Source organism: Acaryochloris sp. 'Moss Beach' (genome assembly GCF_021497025.1).
In the GTDB taxonomy this organism is placed as follows: domain Bacteria; phylum Cyanobacteriota; class Cyanobacteriia; order Thermosynechococcales; family Thermosynechococcaceae; genus Acaryochloris; species Acaryochloris marina_A.
In genome coordinates, this window is the sequence record NZ_CP071717.1 from 5,565,850 (window position 1) to 5,584,348 (window position 18,499).

The following is an 18,499-nucleotide window of genomic DNA, read 5'->3' on the forward strand; positions in this document are numbered from 1 at the left end:
AGTCAGCTACACATCTTTTTAGATATAAATAGATGCATTTTTAGATAGCGCTTATATGAGAGTTTTTATGCTTCTATGCAGTCTAAAGGGAAAAGCTTTGCTTCATTCAGTAACAGATACCGATTATTTTTAATGTGATATTTCTTTGAAATGCCACATGATTCCTGTTTTTTTGACCATAAAAGTGTAGTTTCTTCTAGTAGTAGATAAAATCATGAAAGTCATCCATATACTGAATAAAATTGATCGATTCCTTCATCCTTCCAATATTTATGCTCTTCAACCTAATCATGATCTTCTTAGGAAAAATAGATCGCTTATAAAAACGAATGATATTGTTTTACTATCTTATCCAAGATCTGGAAATACTTGGTTAAGAAGACTCTTAGCAAACTCGATATTAGAGTCACAAAAAAACCTGCTTTCAAAAGAACCAGATATTCCTTTTGAAACTGTAATTCCGTCTATTTATACCCAAAGCTTGGAACCAAGTTGTTTACATAACTATCAAGACATCAGCCAACGTATCATTAAGAGTCATGAACATAGAGATGCCAAAGGACATCGAACCATTTATTTACTGCGCAATCCAGCCGACACTTTAGTATCTTGGTATCATTTTATTTCTGGATCTCCAAAACTCTTAAATCAATTTCCTTGGATACTAGATTCTATCTATTGATGAGTTTTGCTTGAATGCTGTAGAAGGCTGGGTCAAGCACATCCAACAGACCCGCAAGTACAAAAATATCTTGCTAGTTGAATATGAAAACTTATTTCAATACCCAAGCCAGGTACTTGAAGAAATCTTGTCTTTTTGTGGTTTTTCCCAATACAACATTGATCTAGGTAAGGTAATTGAAAATCAGTCTATCCGTAAACTTAAGCCTATCACTCAATCATTAGAATTAAGAAAAGGTGGAGTTGGACATGGCTATATGGAATTACAAGCAGATACTGTGGCAGAACTACATAAATATCAGAAATTGATCAATACCAAATGGAGGCCTGCAATGAATTCTAGCCTTACTACTGTTCTTTGATAGCGAAAGGTTCTGAAGAGTCGATTGTACAAGAAGCTCGAAGTATAGCAAGCGCCATTTTATTCAGGACATAATAAACTAGAGATACTGTTATGTCTTTCAATGGATGCCTAAAATCTACAGCTACGATTTACGTTGCAAAGTGATCGATGCTATTGAACTTGATGGCATGCCTCCCTCAGAAGCGAGTGACACCTTTCATATCAGTCGTAACACCATTAATCTATGGCAACGTCTCAAAGCAGAAACAGGTGATCTTCATCCCATCCCTAGACAACACCTTGGCCATAGCCACAAAATCACAGACTGGGACAAGTTTCGAGCTTTTGCTCAAGAACATCGCTATAAAACCCAAGCTCAGATGGCCGAGTTGTGGGAGGGGAAAATCAGTGAGCGTACTATTTCAAGAGCGCTGAAGAATATTGGATTTACCCGAAAAAAAAGACCTATGGCTACCGCCAACGCGATGAGCACAAACGGGCTGAGTTCGTCCAAAAGTTAACAACAGTAGACCCAGACGATATCGTCTATGCTGACGAGTCAGGGATGGACAATCGAGATGAGTATGACTATGGCTATGGTCCCAAAGGTGAGCGGGTCTATGCTTTAAAGTCTGGTAGCAGAAGTGGACGAGTCAATATGATTGCAGCTTTGAGAGGAAAGCAGCTCATGGCCCCGTTCACGATTGAAGGGGCTTGCAATCGCACCGTATTTGAAATTTGGCTTGAGACTTGTTTGATACCGATGCTCAAACCGGGGCAGAAGTTAGTCATTGATAATGCCACCTTCCATAAGGGAGGGCGAATTGAGCAACTGGTAGAAGCCGCAGGATGTGAAGTGTGGTACTTGCCACCCTATTCTCCTGATTTGAATAAGATTGAACGGTCGTGGGCTTGGATTAAAAGTCGAATTAGACACCAATTAGAGCACTTCGGTTCACTTAGAGAAGCAATGGAACATGTGTTGTACCTAGCGTCCTAATTAGAGTGGCGACTGCTATAGTTGTAGTATTCCTTCTCATGTTAAGGTATAGCTTTTAAGTTATAAAAGTTCTCGTTTATATCGTTCGATAACTTCATTTCAATAAACTATTAGGCAAGGCTAGTGCATTGAGATTTAGGAGATTTTTGATCTCTGATGAAAAAATTAATCAATTGATTACTGTCAAGATAAAAGAATTTTAAATTAGAAAGCTGCCCTATTTCTGAAGGGACACTACACAGTCCATTGAACTCAAGGTACAGCTATTCCAAATTAGCAAGATTGCCAATTTCTGGAGGTAAGTGTTGGGCACTACTCTCTTAAAGAGTGATAAATTCGTAAGACGCATTGCCAATATAGTGTTCTAGTTTTTTAAAGCGAAAACTTCTCAAATTCTTTATGCATTTAGGTTTGATATTCCTATCATGCCTTAACAAAATAGTGCCACAGATTTAATATAGTTATTAAAATATTTGCTCATGATCATAGCTCCAGAAAGATAAATCATTTCTTCTAGATTTGAGTTCAACTCTCTCAATCTATATCGGCCTTCAACTTCTAACTCTAGAATTCAGATAAAATTCATCAAATATATTAGTGATCTAGAAGAAATACCCAAAGCTAATTAATAATAAGAGCAAAACTTAGAGTGCATTATGGCAATCTTGATCTACTTATCTAACCACCCCTGACAATTTCAACATGACTGATTAAGATTTATTAAAAGTGCCATCGTGTATCACAACATTTTTAGGTAATGGAGCTGCTCAAGACTGTTGCAGCTTTTAAAACATAGCTAACTAAAAAAAATGTGTTCACAATCACTTTAAAAATGGTCATATATCACTGAATACCTCTAAAACGAGTGTTCTAATTCAGATAGAAATCAGTTCACACCACTCTTTAGTCATAATTCACTATTTATCTTCTAAAAAGAATTTATTGCATTAGATAGAAGCCTGAGAAGTATCAGACTTAACCCAATGAGTTAACGATACTTGTCTTGAGTTTTACCCAGGATATCTGCACCAATCAGAAGGTTGCTTCAACAGGCAGCAAAGCACTCAATTGATCAATATTTCAAGGAGATTAGGTATGTCCGGGATATTCCAAGATAGTAAAGGCAAGCAATCCTCAGGAAGGCTGCAGACCACCGCATCGGTATTAGTGGGACTTGGCCTCGCCATTACCCTGGCTGCTGGAGAATGGCGAGGAAAAGCTTTTTCAGAAAACCTATATATCCTAACTGGGGCCTTGACGATTGGCGGCGCAGGCATGAAGGGCTTACAAAAATTTTCAGAGCATGACAAACAGCCTCAATCCGCTGCACCCCCCACAAAAGTAGCAGCCCCTCAAATCGTAGCTGTGCCATCTACCGAGGTGGTTTCAACTTCCTCTAAAGTCATCAAGATTCAAACCCCTGAAAAAGAATTAACCGCCGTTTTACAGGAGGGCTGGTAATGCCATTTATTACAGCGAAAAAGAATACCCTCCTAGCCCCCTTACCCAACCAACCCCACCTTCAACCCTTAAATCGATTAGCAAAAGTATATGAAGGAGGAATCCTAGGCATCATTAAAGTGTCTGCCGTAAATTCACAGTTGGCGGAGATTACCTTAGCAGGCCCCTATACCTGGCATGACCATTACCCAACGATTGAAACAGGTGTCACACGATATATCAATCCAGTATCGTGGCATATTCCAGAGGATGCCTGGGAGAAACCAGAAGTCCCTGCCTTGCCCGCCCCCACTTCTAACCTCTCCCAACCAGAGACTCCAGGGATTCCCTTGCTACCACCAGAGGTCGCCCAACTCAACCACTTCTACGAAGGCTGTCAAAGGAAATTAGCGGATGGGCGAATTCAAGCTTATCCCGATCCCAGAGCCGGAAGTGGTGGGCTACCCGTAACGATTGGCTGGGGCAGTACCTATTACAAAGATGGTTCTGCCATCCAGATGGGAGACATCATTACCCAAACCGAAGCAGATGAATTATACGATTACATTTGCCACAAGGATTTTTGGATCAAGTTGCAATCGACCATCCCTTACTGGGACGACATGACCCATCAACAGCGGGCCGCTTTAACCAGCTTTGCCTATAACAATGGCGCTGATTTTTTACGGTTCCCCCCCCCCAACCATAGAACCATCACACGCAACTTAAAAGAAAAAAGATTGGCAGGTGGTCCCTGGCACCCTGATGATGTACCGTAACCCCGGCGAAAATGTGGAAGTGGGGTTAGGTCGCCGCCGATATGCCGAAGCTAAAGTCTGGTGTGGTGAAGTGCCAACGACCGCTTGTGCCGCCGCTGCCCAGGAAATTCAGACTGCCCAGGACTGCGAACCCATTGAACAGCGGCTCAAAACCAACCCACCGGCGGTGGCAGGTTTTGAATCTATGGTGACCATCTCAACACCAATCCAACCTTCTGGTCCTCGGCAGCTCCATGTTATAGCAGGGATGAAAGGCCCAAAGTCTCATCCAGATGCCCATGGCTTTTAAAACCCGGAGACTATCATCTAGTGGCCAATGATGCCGTAGGGAAGATCAAGTGCTATGACTATGACGGTACTTTGATGTGGGAATTATCATGTCTCTGTCGCGGTCAGTTTGAGGACAATTACTTTGGCAAACATGGAGATACCCCCGGCAGGTCTCTACAAATGTGGGCAAATCTATCGGGACTATGAGCAAGCGGGTGACCATGCTGGCTATACCCGAGATCGCATGTCCTATGGCTGGTTTAGTTTTGATCTGGTTGAACTAGAAAACCAAGAAGCTAATCTGGGTCGGGCAGGGATTATGATCCATGGCGGCGGCAGTGGATGCGGATGGCCAGGTGCATGGAAACCGAAGCAACCTATGTTCCGCAACCCTAGGCTGTATCAGAATGCATAACCAAGATCTACGAGACAAAGTTGTGCCCTTGTATGATCAGCCCGGTGCCACCCTTTTTGTCAGTGTCTATCAGTAGCTACTCTCTTAGAAGAGACAAAGATGACAGAGTGAGAAATACTGTAGCCGATCGCTAGATTAAAACAGTGTTCCAAGAAGCCAAGCTTTGCATCTTATTTCAGCCAGGATTGAACTTTTAGCGGCAATACCACCGGACATTGAGCAGGATGAACTCAGCTTGATAATGACGCCATTTAGATAGGTTAGCAGTTTTCATGGGTGGGAGAGAAAAGAAACACAGCTTCTCAGATTACCACTGGTTCTCAGCGCAGACACAATTTTTCGACATAACCGGGTAATTCATGAAAGGTAGACGGAGTTTAGCTTATGGCACGCAATCAGCCTATCAGACTGGTGTAGGCTCCTAAATTTTGGCTATTCAGGACTGACAGATTCAATGTTTGGCTGCCATCGTCTTTCACAACGGTGCAGAGGCGGTAAAAATACTCTACACCGCCAGGATTTTATAGTTTGGAGACTTTTCCTAAGCATGAGCAACGTATTATTGGTCCCGATACATGCAGATGCCTTACATTTCAAATTTGGAACTGGTGTTGCAGAAACAATGACAGCGCCTAATCGCCTCCCCTATTTCAGTGGACAACGAGATGTTAATCCTGATATTGCTAATCTCAGTGAGTCTATTGTTTCTCAACCTTTTCAAAATAAGAACCTTTTTCTAAAAGCGGGCATTCATCTACATTGGTCTTTGCCTGATGCCCTGACTCAAGAAATTGAGAATGGCAACTTTCCAGCAGTTCCCAATCGTTGGTTAGTCACTCGGCGGATGGATAAAGATACAGAACATTGGGTGATTGAAAGTGATTATCTTTATCCACCCGATGCAGGTTTTCAGGAGGATAGTGTCATGTATCCTTATGCTGACTCCGAAAACTCCTATCTTCCAGGCTTTCGGTATCTTGGCCGAACGCTAACATTAGAGGAATGGAAGCAACAGCAACCAGCAAGTAGCGCCGATGCCAAGCACCTAGAGCGCTTGACGGCTATCGGGTATGGTGAACCCACGTTTGCGGCTTTTTATCCTAATTGTCGAAGTGTATTTGGCTTTCACGATCCTAAATATGCCGATGCTACAGCGCTGCCCGAGGGTCTGCAATACGATGTGATTGGCTGGTACAGCAACGCTGAGCAGAACTATCTGAGCGAATTTATCCAAGATTTCAAGAACAACTTCAAGACGGACTTTCCAGATGCAGAATTGACGCTCGAAGCCTTGATGAACAGTATCCAAGAGGAATTCAAGTGGAAATTTGAGTGGGGGGATGAGAGCTTGAATCCAACAAGTGAAGCCCCTCAGGTTGTCTGTTATTCACGGTTAACTTTCCAACCGCCTAAAGACTACTCAGGGCAACCTCCCTTAGAGACCGCTAATATTCGTCTGGCTGTTGCAAATACAGGCACAGAGGCCTTATCAGCTTATCTGGCTGAGACTATCGATCAATCTCAGAAAGCGGCGATTGAGGAACAATTGGAAGCGCTACAGTTTACCGACGACTTAGAAAGTCAACAGTTAGATATTGGCCCCAAATTTCAGGAGATTCGTCATGAGGCTGGGTTCAATGCGGTCACGGGCCACTTTCTGTGGAAAGTTCGTATAGAAACACAAACACAGCCATCCTCTTCAGATCCGTCTTCTTCAGAAAGCACATCTTCTCAGACAAAATTTGATATCCCATCCGATATTGCCGCCGGGCTCAATGCTCTCAACCAGCAACAGCAGCTCTATGATGCTGCATTGGCAGAATTGGACGCTAGACGTAGACAACTTTTCTCTGATTGGTACAAGTATATGATTTGTGCCTATCCCCCAGAAGATAGCCAGGATGACTATCCTGATATTGATCAAGTTAAGTACTATATCCAACAACGAGGACTCGAACCGCTATTAGAAAAGGCCCAGGCCACTGGAAAATTAGATTTAGATAATCCAGACAGCTTGCCTCTGACATCAGACTCTGAGAGTTCCCTGGCCTCCGAACTCGCTGGGCTAATCAACAATGTAGTGCGGACGATTGATACCCACAATCAAGCCCTTCAAGATGAATACGATGCTCTAGACGAGACAGAAAAAGAAAAAGCGTCTCAGCCGCCGACCTATCAGTTGGAATTGGTTAGCGGGCCTCGCTACTGGGAACCGAAAGAGCCAGTTGTGTTAATGGAAGGGGATGCTGTCGCAGCGAGTCAACGGCATGGTGAAGATGGTCGTTTGAGTGAGGATGGGTTACTTGAGTGCCAAACGCTTACTAATCGGACGATTCAAGATTTAATTGCGGAAGACTTCAAACTTGTTTTCGAGACAATTGACCAACTCGATCGTCAAAGCGAGCAAGAAGGGATCGGCTTTAATATTTGGACAGCTCAACCTTGGAATCCCATTCTACTGGAATGGTTGGTTGAAGTCTTTCCAGTGACTGAAGGTGGTAATAAAACGTCCGCCAATCGTAAATATAGTGATAATTTTCTGACCCGGAATTATACACTGCAGGCAAATGATATCGATTTATCACCCGAATCTACCTACGCTGTTGCTGCAGATACGGCGGCGAATCGCATCAAAACGGACCAAGATTCTAATATCTACAGCGGTTCTAGCATTTTAACGCCCTATGCTAATTCACTCCTGCAGATGCGAATTGAAGCGTATTTGCAAAAACACAAAACTCTTGAAACCTATTATCGAAAGCAAAGCATTGGGCCGGACCAGCAAAAGATTGAGTTACTAGCCGAGCAAATTGACGATATTGAGTTGCAGTACGCCAATAAGACTTTTTCGGATCCTATCTATACCGCGATTAAGGCGTATCAGGAGCTACAAAGCTTAAATTGTTTGTCTCAGTCTATCGGCGGGTTTAATGATGCGTTGCTGATGCACAAGCAAACCCTGCAGCTAGATATTGAAGACCCGATTGGGTTTGCGGATTACCAGGCCTTTACAACCGAGGTGGCGGCAGCGGTTGAAGATGAAGCTGAAAGTGCTCCCCAACCGTTGGATGATTTTAGTCCGATTCGCTCAGGGGAACTGCGAATTATTGATTTGCAGTTAGTGGATACGTTTGGGCAAGTTAGAAATCTCGATTGGCAGGTTAACTCAAACGAATATGTGATTCGGCCAGAGCATATGAAGGCCGCAGAAAATAGTCGAATTAAGCTGCCGCCTCGCTTTGTGCAACCCACCCGGATTAATTTTCGTTGGCTATCGGCCAATGAGGGAGATAACCGAGAAACCACGGATGAGCTGAGCACTACGCCTATTTGTGGTTGGATACTGCCAAATAACCTGAATGGAGGTTTAACATTTTACGATAATGCGGGGCAAGCGTTGGGAGCAATTAATGTCAATGGGGAATGGGATGATGTGCCTGGCGAGACGTCCCTGACGACGACAATCATTGAGGGACAAGAAATTCCCAATATTGCCAATCCCCATTTATACAAAATGGTGCAAACCATCATTACCTCAGGCCCTGAGTTTGTTGAAAACTTTAATCTGTGTCTCAACAACGCGTTGAATCATATCGATCCAGAAAACTTTGCGCAAAATCAAAGTTTGGCCTTACTGATGGGGCGTCCGATCGCAGTGGTGCGAGCAGCCGTCAACTTAGAGCTACAAGGACTTCCGGCCATTAACCAAGATTGGACTGTATTTCGTCAAGATATGCAGCAGATGCGATCGCATGAGGAAAGAGATACGGATGATTTAACCGAGGTCAAGGTTCCCATTCGCATTGGAGAGTACCAACAGCTCAATGATGGCGTCATTGGCTACTGGAAAGAACAGCCCGTAGCAGCGGGAGGCTATGAGTATGAAGACAACATTTTCTATGCCCAACAAAGCGATGTGAATGAATCCGACAAGATTGAAGGCGTCGAAGAAGGCCCCGAAGAAGGCCCCGAAGAAGGCCCCATTAATATTATCCAGTCCATTAACAGTCCTCCCCAACACTTAACGATGTTGGTGGATCCGAGAGGGAGCGTTCATGCCACAGCGGGGATTTTGCCCAGTAAGGTGATTACGATTCCATCGGAACAGTATGCAGAGGCATTAGCCAATATTAAGGTGACGTTCTTAACGACACCTATTTTAACGGAGCGGACCCAGCAAGGGCGGCTACACCTGCCGCTGCCAACAGCGCCGGATTATGACTGGGTTTGGCTAGAGCAAAAAGGCAGAGACACCTGGTCAGAGATTTTGACAACGCCAGTGATTGAGAAAACAAATTTTGTTCAATCTTTCGTTGAGAAGACCTCTGACCTAAATCTAGATCCTGAATCTGTGTGGCAAGGCTTATTAGATCAAGCATGGCTCATATCTCCGCCTTCGGGTGGCAATGGCGCTGCTTCGAGTAAAGCCAATATTGTTGACAGGGACAAACGGGAAGTACTGACGGGAGTATTGGAAAATCTCGATGATTTGATTGATCAGATCTTTGATCTACAGGAAATCAGTATCAATCCAGTCTCTTCCCAAGCCACCTTCTTAAGGGAGCAAGAAATCCGAGAAGGATGGCTAGTGTTGAGCCCATCCCAACGCTAACTAAACCTTGGCCCAGTCCAGATTCGGTCGTTTTCTCTTAGGAAAAGCTACCGTTTTCAAACTGGACTGGGTTAAGTGAAGTGCTCATCCGAATTCAGGAACCGAATAACGCTGCTTTTTACGATTCTTTGAGGAGGCAACAATGGAACAAATCAGCATTAATTTAACCCTGGAAGAAGTCAACACCATCCTGGAATCCTTGGGCCGACTTCCCTATACCGAGGTTTTTCAACTGATTCATAAAGTCAAAGCGCAGGCTGAGGCTCAGGTGCAGGCGAATGAAATGCGCAGGCAGGAACATCAGCCAACGGTCACACAGGCTAAGTCGGAAGTGCTTGTATAAGCACCCGTTTTATTAGAACCAGTGGCAAAAGAACTAATTGCGCTCTTTTCGGGCAAATCATTTAATTTGGAGAACGTTCAATGGTTAGTGTAGTGAACAACGGTCTTACTAAGGCTCCTGCTCGTCCCGATCTTTTGCAGATTTTCCTGCAGGATGAAGATGGCCAAAATATCCTTGGCATTGATGATGGTGCGCTAAGACAGTCGCTGCGCATTGAGATCGTCAATACCGCTGGCAGAGATCTGGAATTACAGCCCATTGCTCAAAATGCGCTCAGTGGAAAAACCTATCATTTTGCCGTCTCGTTTAGACCCGGAACGTTAGTAGATATTTCATCGATTTCCTTAAGGGAGATTGCCGAAGGTTGGACGATGCAGGTCAAAGGGAATACGCTCTATTTTGGCATGGCAGAAAAGACGGTCATTCCTCAGGGTGAAAGAATGACCCTAACCCTGGAGAATATTAGCGCTGCATCCGAGGGCGGATCGCGAGGAACGCGGGTCGAAATCAAGTACGACCAACTGTTGTATCAAGGGTCTAATGAAACTGTCAGCGGCAGTCGTTTGCAGTATCTCAATATTGTTAATCAGCGGGGGAAGAAACAGATTCCGCTATACGTCGGGTTTTTAGGGTCTAATACGATTCTCAATGATGGGCAGGAGAATGAATTAACCCTAACGATTCAAAGTCTTCCCAATATGAGTGTTCCCTTTATTGATCTATCCCCCCAAGAAGTATCAAATACGTTAGAAAACACTAGTGTCACTAAAGTAGGTTCTCCCGCAAATTCCACCAGCGTGCTCTCTCTCCAGGACATTCAGCTCGGAAAAATTAGTCCGACGGAGGCCCAAATCGCAAATTCCATTATCGTCAAACCGGATAATAGCAAGCGCACAGAAGGCATCTTAAAGTGTCGCGGCGCAAATGAAGGGACCTTAGATCAGGCGACTAAGTTTACGATTACCTTTGATGTGGCAGCGACGGAATCTGATGCGCCCCAAGATTGGGCCTTGCTGAATACCAATGATGCGGATGAGGTCAGGATTTCGGTTGAATCTAATCAAGAAAATTGGGGATTTGGCGGCAAGGAGACCCAGGGGATCAGCCCCCAATGGAGTTACATCTGCCAAAAGGGATGGCAAGTTTCAGGTCGTCAAGAGCTGCTCAGACTCAAGATCACGAATCTCAAAACGATCTTGAAATCGGGCTATGCCAATCTATATGTTCACTTTGAAAATATTCCAGGGTATTGGGATGGATATATCACGGTTCCCATTCATAAAGGGCCGCTGGTCTATCGGGAAGATCCTGCGGGCAAGGTGGGTTGCATAGGAATTGGCACGGATGAACCGCAAGCTAAGCTCCATGTGAAACCCTCTCCAGGACTAGAGGGTTTGAGGGTTGAGGGAGATACCAAAATTGAGGGGAATCTACAGGTTGATTCATTTACGATAGACAAGTTACAGGGAGATTTACAGGTAGCGGGAAATACAAAAATCTCAGGTAATCTGGAAATACAGGGTGACATCGAACTTGGGTCAAAACCGTTTCAACTTAAGCGATTTAAAGGGGCAGATAACGCCCAAATAAATACAAAGTTTTCAAGCCAAGACTGGATTGTCATTATTGCTGGATTTAGGCCAACTGCTTCAGAGAATGCCAGAGGGCAAATGGTTTACACCTTTGTAAAAAATGGGATTTGGTGGATTAGGGCAAATAGTCTTGGAATAGTAGAAAGTAGTTGGGAAGTTAACGTTCTGGCTATTCGAAAAGATTGGGTTGAGGTAGTCAGCTTGATCAAATAATAACGGCGATCGCACTTTATTTGTTTCAATATTTGTCAGTCATAAGTAATGACAACATAAAGACGATCGCACTATATTTCGCTCTTATTTACTCTTCACTGCAAGCGAATCAGAAGTGATGGAATTCGAAATGCGATCGCAGGTTTACCCGTTTCTGTTTAAAGAAGAGATAGGTGATGAATAGAAGATGCGATCGCCTGTCTGAAATGAGGATCGAATGCTGATCATTACCTGCTCATCCAAGATTACTACTAAACTTCGAGAGAACAAGATAATGCTGACAAAAAATAAATTCAAAATAGTAACAGCACCGATTCAATTCTTAACATCCAAAAAAAAGTTTCCACTGCCTACTACAAAAGCTGTTAAGGCTGGCTACAGTGAACTACTTAAGGAAGGTTTTCCGACAAAGGTTTCAAAGGCATTTCAAAAGGCTGCAGATGAGCTGAACTGTGTGATCTGGAGCCGAGTACCGGGTAAAGCCTGCACGACGCTAATCGATGAAGGCTATAATCTCAAGCCTTTTTATGTTCATGGGAAATCCTGTAACTGGGGACCAATGGCGGGGTTTGTCTGTCAACTGCCCGCATTGAATAAGTCGGGTGCTAGCAAGATGGATTACAACCTTAAGGAACATCTAAATTCTTTGAAATGGCTAGAAGAAATACGAAAAAGGGAAAGGGAGCAAGATAAAGTTGCCGACTCTCTTTTTCTCCCACTTTCGATATCGGACAAACGAAAAAATGAACTCACTAATAGTGAAGATTTTCTTGGGAAAGAAGGTGTAGATTATCATCAGATTGACAATGGTTTAGTTGTCGGTATCGCCCAGGACAAAAATAAAACAGTTGCAGTCGAATACTTAATCAAGAAAAGAACCGATAATTCTAAGCTATGGAATGTCTATCATAGGAATATTTACATTCATGAAGTTGAAGACAAATATTACTTCAATTATCTAAAAGAAAGATCAGACAGTTTCTTTGTCCCTCCTAACCCTGTTCATACCAGCTTAGATAATGTCACTAAATACAACCAAAGTATTGAAAAATCCATAGATTCAAACAGTATAAAAAAATCCAGATAATCTAGGCGATCCCGACGAAATCAATAAAAGCTTAAAATCCTTATTAGACAATCTAATTCAATCGACAATTGTAATGTCGCCTAGCGGCACTCAACCCTTGGAAAAGTTTTATCCTATTAATGGCATTCAGAGTCCGTACCTGGCATACAGAGACGAAGCAAACCTGTATAAAAACGCCGTATCAGGCGACTACGACTTGTTTGCAGTCTGGCCATTTACGCCCAATGCCTCATTTGAGATGACCACTCGTATTTCGGAGCGCGCGTCTAAACCATCAGAATCCGATAAAATCCAGCGTCTTTTTTTACCCGTTGAAGCGAAGGAAAATGCGGTAGAGATCACTAAATCTAGAAACGTATTTATTGAATTTATTGGCACCTACAAAGAACTCGATGGGAAAGAGGATCGTGAACTTGGCAACATAAATGATCTCGTTTCTCTCGCAGCTCAGACGCTCAACTCTTTAATCCGGGCGACGTACCTGGGTAAGAATGCGAAAGATAAAGGGCAATTTCCCAATCGGGCTTTTCATAGTGATGAAGGTGGGCGACCAGGAGTGGATGAGATAGAGTACCCGATCGCTTTCTTCATGCCCAAATCGAAACCTCTATGGAATGATTTAAAGCAGGAGGAATCAAGATTAATAAAGGACGGTTTAATAAAAGAAGAAGGCATATTAAAAAGTACTGCGTTTGTAGTGGAGAACCACGTTGAGTTTCTTTCGCTAGTTCAACTGCTAAGAAGGCAATTCTACGTTTTCCTACACGATGGATGGTTTATGCACTGGATGTGCTTAGCTGCTGGCAAGCTTGCCATAACTGAGAAAACAGGGAACGTAACTTTACCAGACAAACCAAGACGATATCTTAAAGCTCGGGAAAAAGAGATTGATGATTTGGGTGATGTCTCACAACAGTCTATAGAGTCGCTATTAAGAGAAATACTGGCTCCGACTCCAGCTACAGCAACTGCTCTAGAGCGAAATGCAGCATCCAGAGCTTTTCAAGGCGTGGCTGAAAATTTCCTTGAGCTTGCTGCGTATCAACAATCTCCTGATGTCGCTGAGCGCAAAGATCTGATCTCACCTTTAGAGATCAAGATACCTGAATAGTCTCAATCTATTTGCAAGTTTAAGCAACCTCTCAATGTAAGCAAGGGAAGGCACCTCCCATGACAACAGACGCAACGACAGCAACATCCATAGTTTTCAATCAAGCCAATCTCAGCGAGGCTTGCCTGGATGACCTGCAACAATATTTCTGGACGCGAAGTATCGAACTTGAAAAACCAGAACAAGATGAAACCGATCCGCAAATTCATCGAGGCAAAGGTACGCTGCTGAACGTTGCCTGTCAGATAGAGGTGTTCAGCAAGGCCGATCAATCTTTAATGATCCTCTGCGCTCAGCCGATTGAAGACTGGAACTTTGGCACTTGTTTTCCCCTGATGCCGGGAGAATCCGAAACAGGCGACTCAGCAGACACTTTTTTCCTGCGTTTTATCACCCTCCAAGATCCACTCTGGTTCTATATCTATTCGGCTTCGCCCTTAGATGAGCCGACCTTGCAAGCTGAAGTCAATAAACTGCAATTTTGGCAGGAATGGTCTAGCCGAAACAATCCAACATTGCCGACGGAGAATGGCCTAAATCTATGGGGTGGACTCCTCCCTGATCTTCCCGGACTAGAGTCTCTGATTGATTTTATTGGCATCGATCTATCTGAGTTTCTGATTCAATCTCAGGTCACCCTCCCAGACGAATTCCCTATCCTCACCCTGCTACTGACTATAGGGCCAGAGGGCTTTCAATTTGGGCCTGGCACCTTGAAAGATGCCTTTATTGAGCTATCCTCGCCACTCTATTTCTCACCGAACGATTCGCAGATTCGTCTAATCGGAACACTGGATCTCAATGATGGTCAGCAAGGCATCGACATTAACATTGATTTTCCCCGCGATGACGATCTAATCACCGCCACCGGAACCTACACTCACAACTCCCTTCCCTTTGTTGACGAATCTGATCTTGCCGATTTACCGTCTCTGCAATCCCAGGGCAGCATCACATTAGACCTCCAGTTTTCTAAGCGTGAAAAAAGCCTTGAACAGGTCAGCTTTACCCTTGATCTGGAAAATTGGACCCTGATTGACAATGTATTGACCCTTAACGGACTGTTATTTAACTTTTCTGTTGATGAGCCCTTGGATGCCAGGATAGTCACGGCGTCTATTGATGCTCAGGCCACTCTGGGCAAAGACAGTCAAATTACGCTCCTCGGTGGCGGCTATTATCCCAGTAAACAATTTTATTTAGGTCTGGACACCCAAACACCAGTCAAAATTGCCGATTTCGTAGCCGATTTAGGCGCGCCGTCCGATGGCATCCCCGACCTGACCATTAACGAGTTGAGTACTGAATTCAATCTGGATAGTGAGGCGTTCGCTGCGCGGGTTGATATTTCTGGAACCTGGGAAATTATCAGCAATGTGGAGTTGAATGCGCTGCGCTTCAAGGTTTATGGACAAGGGGCCTACAGTTGTGAAATCGCTGCCGAATTTGAGATCGCAGGCATAGCCCTCAACCTGGAAGCTGATTACGACGGGGATGCGTGGCAATTCAACGGCAGCACTGGACAAGGGCAAGCCATCCCGATTGGCCCAGCGGCCCAACAGACTGAAGACGGACAACCCACTTTGGCCGAAGACTTAGGCAATATCTTTGGTGACATTCCCTTACCCGCAGGCATAGAAGACCTCACGATTCAAAATCTAGCTGTCTCTTTTAACAGTGAGACCAAAGATTTTACCTTTACAGCTGAATCCCAGTTTTTGGTTGACGGTCAAGCCGTGGATATTACCGTCACCATTGACATTACTCGCCAAGAAGATAAATCTTTTCTCAAACAGTTTGGCGGCTACATCACCGTCGGGGACCTACAATTCAACCTGCTCTTCAGCCAAGACAAAACGGCTAAAACCCTCCTCGCTGCCTATAACAATCCCAATAGAGAGGCCCTTAAAGTTAAGCGTCTTATCGAAGGTATTTCTGACGACATTGCCGCTTATGTCCCTAATACGCTAGAAATCACTCTCCGAGACGCGCTATTTATCTACAGTAAAGCCCAGGGTAAATCGCAGGTCTTCTTTGGTCTCAACCTCAGTTCCACAATCAATTTCACACAGCTGCCCCTAGTCGGGAAAGATCTTCCCTCCGATAAAACCCTCGGCATTGATGATTTACAATTTCTGCTCGCCTCCCAGAACCTGACGCCCGAAACGGTTGACGATTTCAACACCCTCCTTCCCGATGACATAACGCCCATCCCCTATAGTCCCCCTTCAAAACCATCCATCCCGGCGATCAAAAAAGGCATGACGGTCAGTGCCAACCTGCAACTCGGCGACATCCGTCAAGTTCTTACCCTACCGATCACCGCCGACAGTCCACCGCCGTCTACTATCGAGTCCGCCGCGGCTGTCACGCCCGCCGCGCCTGTCACAGTCGAACCCACCAGTATCGAGTCCACCACCATCGAGTCCACCACCGTCGAGCCAGCTACCGACGGCACCCAATGGTATGCCCTCAATAAAAAGGTTGGGCCGCTGTACTTTGCGAGGATCGGCGTCCAATATCAAGACGATGTCCTTTGGTTTCGCCTAGATGCTGCGATCGCCATGGCCGGACTCAACCTAACCCTAGACGGCTTATCCATCGGCTCCCCCCTCAAAAAATTCCAGCCCAAATTCCAGCTCCAGGGCCTCGGCGTTAGTTACGAAAGCAAAGGAACCCTTTCCATTGCAGGGGCCTTACTCAGAACGACCATTGACGGCAGAGACGAATACTCTGGTGCCATCCTCATCAAAACCGCAACCTTCTCCATCGCGGCCCTCGGTTCTTACACTAAATTCAACGGCCACCCCTCCCTCTTTATCTATGGCATCCTCAATAAACCCCTCGGGGGTCCTCCTTTCTTTTTCATTACCGGACTCGCCCTCGGGTTCGCTTACAATCGCCAGCTGATCCCACCCACCCTCGACGAAATTCCTCAGTTCCCCCTCGTTCGCGCTGCTATCAGCCGTACCCCTGCCGATCCCGCCGGATTAATCGCTATCCAGCAAGATCTCCGCCCCTCCATCCCGCCTAAAGTTGGGCGCATTCTGCTGGCGGTGGGCATCAAGTTCACCTCTTTCAAGATTATTGAATCCTTCGTCCTGCTCGTTGTTAGTTTCGGCGATCAATTCATCCTTGACTTATTCGGCATTTCCACCCTTATTTCACCCCCACTCCCCCTAATAAAAGCATCCCCCCCCCCTCGCCCAAGTTCGATTTGCCATCGTGGCTCGATTTGCCCCCCGCCGAAGGCATTCTTCAGGTTGAAGGCAAAATCCTGCCTGACTCCTATCTGTTTGACCGTGATTGCCGACTCAGCGGTGGCTTCGCTTTCTACACTTGGTTCTCCGGCCCCTATGCAGGAGACTTTGTTCTCACCGTAGGCGGTTATCATCCCCGTTTCCAGGTCCCAGAACACTATCCCAGAGTCGATCCCCTGGCACTCAATTGGCGCATTAGCAAAAACTTAAGTGTCAAAGGCAGTCTTTACTTTGCGCTCACCGCCTCCGCGATTATGGCTGGTGGACGCTTAGAAGCCAATTGGAAATCGGGCAGAATTAAAGCGTGGTTTGTTTCCTACGCCCATTTTATTGTCTCTTGGCAGCCCTATTTTTATGATGCGCGGATGGGCGTTAGTATCGGTGCCTCCTACAGCTTCCGCATTTTCAGGCGGACCAGAAAAATTTCAATCCAAGTCGGTGCCGATTTGCACATTTGGGGACCCAAATTCTCCGGCAAAGCCAGAGTTCGTCTTAGAATCGTTTCCTTTACCGTTCGCTTTGGCAATCGTTCTCAGCAGAAACCACCGGCACTTAACTGGACCGAGTTTAAGCAATCTTTCTTACCGTCGGATCAAGACGTATGCACCCTTACGGTTGAACGTGGCCTACTCCACCAGATCGGCGAAGGAGACGCAGAACGCTTTATCGTTAATCCCAAAGACTTTGCGTTGACGGCCAGCTCTGTGATTCCGATTAAAAAGATTGAGCCTGACAAAGTGGCCATTAAAACGCAGACTGCATCTGGGACAACGCCTCAAACGACGACCTTTGGCATTGCCTCAATGGATGTCAATAACCAGGAATTTACAGAATCGAAATACCGTATATCCCTCGCAAAAATCGCAGCAGACGGGAGCGAGGTTCCCCAGGAAAGCGGCTTAGAATGTGTTCCGATCGCGAAAAACATTCCGGCTGGCTTGTGGGGAGAATCTAATACCACTGACCCGACTCGGGAAGGATTGATCAGCAATGTTTTGTCTGGGTATACCATTCAACCCGCAAATCCACCCCAGCCTGGCGTCACGCAATCGATTGATCGCAAGAATATCGCCTACGACACCGAATCTGTTGCAAATGCCTATCAATGGCAGTCAGGTTCAGTGTTTTCAAGCAGTGAAGAGGGGGATGAGGACATCAGAGAACAAGCGATCGGTAAAACCATCACCTCTGAAGCGGTCAAAACTGCCAGAACTCAATTGCTACAAAGCTTGGGAATATCGGATGTCGATATTGCCGAGATGGATTTAACAGACTTTGAAACCGCCCAAGGAAGAGAGCGAGCCTTTATTATCGCGCCACAGCTTGAAACCGTTTAGTCCATTCATCGCGAAT

At 45.2% G+C, this 18,499-nt stretch carries 14 protein-coding genes and 1 pseudogene; 14 read left to right on the forward strand and 1 reads right to left on the reverse strand.

Features of this window, described 5'->3' with window-relative positions:
* The first annotated feature begins 214 nt into the window (after positions 1-214).
* The 7 genes from HRE53_RS34590 to HRE53_RS26060 all read left to right on the forward strand — a co-directional run bounded on the left by HRE53_RS34590 (position 215) and on the right by HRE53_RS26060 (position 4,928).
* Positions 215-682: a sulfotransferase domain-containing protein gene (locus tag HRE53_RS34590; protein WP_255801021.1), complete on the forward strand. Its 468-nt coding sequence runs from the start codon at positions 215-217 to the stop codon at positions 680-682.
* A 10-nt stretch (positions 683-692) separates the two neighbouring features.
* On the forward strand, positions 693-1,043 hold the full coding sequence (locus tag HRE53_RS34595) for a sulfotransferase domain-containing protein (protein ID WP_255801022.1): 351 nt from the start codon (positions 693-695) through the stop codon (positions 1,041-1,043).
* A gap of 106 nt (positions 1,044-1,149) precedes the next feature.
* Positions 1,150-2,024, forward strand: a protein-coding gene (locus HRE53_RS26040) for an IS630 family transposase (RefSeq protein ID WP_235108531.1) whose coding sequence is annotated in 2 segments (ribosomal slippage) — positions 1,150-1,479 and positions 1,482-2,024 — 873 coding nt in all. Because the reading frame shifts where the segments join, the coding sequence is not laid out codon by codon here.
* A gap of 1,095 nt (positions 2,025-3,119) precedes the next feature.
* On the forward strand, positions 3,120-3,485 hold the full coding sequence (locus tag HRE53_RS26045; RefSeq protein ID WP_212664598.1) for a hypothetical protein: 366 nt from the start codon (positions 3,120-3,122) through the stop codon (positions 3,483-3,485).
* The gene (locus tag HRE53_RS26050; RefSeq protein WP_235108532.1) at positions 3,485-4,243 is read left to right on the forward strand and encodes a lysozyme; all 759 of its coding nucleotides are present in this window, start codon (positions 3,485-3,487) and stop codon (positions 4,241-4,243) included. The genes HRE53_RS26045 and HRE53_RS26050 overlap by 1 nt, the downstream gene beginning before the upstream one ends.
* Complete coding sequence (locus HRE53_RS26055) at positions 4,230-4,532, forward strand: hypothetical protein (RefSeq protein WP_235108533.1); 303 nt, start codon at positions 4,230-4,232, stop codon at positions 4,530-4,532. Before HRE53_RS26050 ends, HRE53_RS26055 begins: the two co-directional genes overlap by 14 nt.
* Before the next feature lie 123 nt (positions 4,533-4,655).
* The gene (locus tag HRE53_RS26060; RefSeq protein WP_235108534.1) at positions 4,656-4,928 is read left to right on the forward strand and encodes a hypothetical protein; all 273 of its coding nucleotides are present in this window, start codon (positions 4,656-4,658) and stop codon (positions 4,926-4,928) included.
* A 196-nt stretch (positions 4,929-5,124) separates the two neighbouring features.
* On the opposite strand, the pseudogene HRE53_RS26065 reads toward HRE53_RS26060, so the two are convergent.
* Positions 5,125-5,202, reverse strand: a pseudogene (locus HRE53_RS26065) (IS6 family transposase); the annotation flags it as partial.
* A gap of 348 nt (positions 5,203-5,550) precedes the next feature.
* On the opposite strand from HRE53_RS26065, the gene HRE53_RS26070 reads away from it, so the two are divergent.
* The 7 genes from HRE53_RS26070 (at position 5,551) to HRE53_RS34970 (ending at position 18,483) form a co-directional block, all read left to right on the forward strand.
* Positions 5,551-9,540, forward strand: coding sequence for a hypothetical protein (locus HRE53_RS26070; RefSeq protein ID WP_235108535.1), 3,990 nt, complete (start codon positions 5,551-5,553; stop codon positions 9,538-9,540).
* 142 nt (positions 9,541-9,682) lie between these two features.
* Positions 9,683-9,883 carry a hypothetical protein gene (locus HRE53_RS26075; RefSeq protein ID WP_235108536.1) on the forward strand — a complete coding sequence of 67 codons (201 nt, stop codon included), beginning with the start codon at positions 9,683-9,685 and terminating at the stop codon, positions 9,881-9,883.
* Between the two features lie 92 nt (positions 9,884-9,975).
* Positions 9,976-11,688 carry a hypothetical protein gene (locus HRE53_RS26080; protein WP_235108537.1) on the forward strand — a complete coding sequence of 571 codons (1,713 nt, stop codon included), beginning with the start codon at positions 9,976-9,978 and terminating at the stop codon, positions 11,686-11,688.
* A gap of 274 nt (positions 11,689-11,962) precedes the next feature.
* Positions 11,963-12,775, forward strand: a complete 813-nt coding sequence (locus tag HRE53_RS26085) for a CyaA/EF/ExoY family adenylyl cyclase toxin (RefSeq protein WP_235108538.1) — start codon at positions 11,963-11,965, stop codon at positions 12,773-12,775.
* A gap of 73 nt (positions 12,776-12,848) precedes the next feature.
* Positions 12,849-13,886, forward strand: coding sequence for a hypothetical protein (locus HRE53_RS26090; protein WP_235108539.1), 1,038 nt, complete (start codon positions 12,849-12,851; stop codon positions 13,884-13,886).
* A gap of 59 nt (positions 13,887-13,945) precedes the next feature.
* On the forward strand, positions 13,946-17,269 hold the full coding sequence (locus tag HRE53_RS26095) for a DUF6603 domain-containing protein (RefSeq protein ID WP_235108540.1): 3,324 nt from the start codon (positions 13,946-13,948) through the stop codon (positions 17,267-17,269).
* The gene (locus HRE53_RS34970; RefSeq protein WP_315876671.1) at positions 17,179-18,483 is read left to right on the forward strand and encodes a DUF6603 domain-containing protein; all 1,305 of its coding nucleotides are present in this window, start codon (positions 17,179-17,181) and stop codon (positions 18,481-18,483) included. The genes HRE53_RS26095 and HRE53_RS34970 overlap by 91 nt, the downstream gene beginning before the upstream one ends.
* The last annotated feature ends 16 nt before the right edge of the window (positions 18,484-18,499 follow it).

Bases quoted from the DNA above. Each gene is read 5' to 3' on its own strand.
- HRE53_RS34590 (WP_255801021.1), top strand. From the start codon at position 215: ATGAAAGTCATCCATATACTGAATAAAATTGATCGATTCCTTCATCCT.
- HRE53_RS26045 (WP_212664598.1), top strand. From the start codon at position 3,120: ATGTCCGGGATATTCCAAGATAGTAAAGGCAAGCAATCCTCAGGAAGG.
- HRE53_RS26050 (WP_235108532.1), top strand. From the start codon at position 3,485: ATGCCATTTATTACAGCGAAAAAGAATACCCTCCTAGCCCCCTTACCC.
- HRE53_RS26055 (WP_235108533.1), top strand. From the start codon at position 4,230: ATGATGTACCGTAACCCCGGCGAAAATGTGGAAGTGGGGTTAGGTCGC.
- HRE53_RS26070 (WP_235108535.1), top strand. From the start codon at position 5,551: ATGACAGCGCCTAATCGCCTCCCCTATTTCAGTGGACAACGAGATGTT.
- HRE53_RS26075 (WP_235108536.1), top strand. From the start codon at position 9,683: ATGGAACAAATCAGCATTAATTTAACCCTGGAAGAAGTCAACACCATC.
- HRE53_RS26085 (WP_235108538.1), top strand. From the start codon at position 11,963: ATGCTGACAAAAAATAAATTCAAAATAGTAACAGCACCGATTCAATTC.
- HRE53_RS26090 (WP_235108539.1), top strand. From the start codon at position 12,849: ATGTCGCCTAGCGGCACTCAACCCTTGGAAAAGTTTTATCCTATTAAT.
- HRE53_RS26095 (WP_235108540.1), top strand. From the start codon at position 13,946: ATGACAACAGACGCAACGACAGCAACATCCATAGTTTTCAATCAAGCC.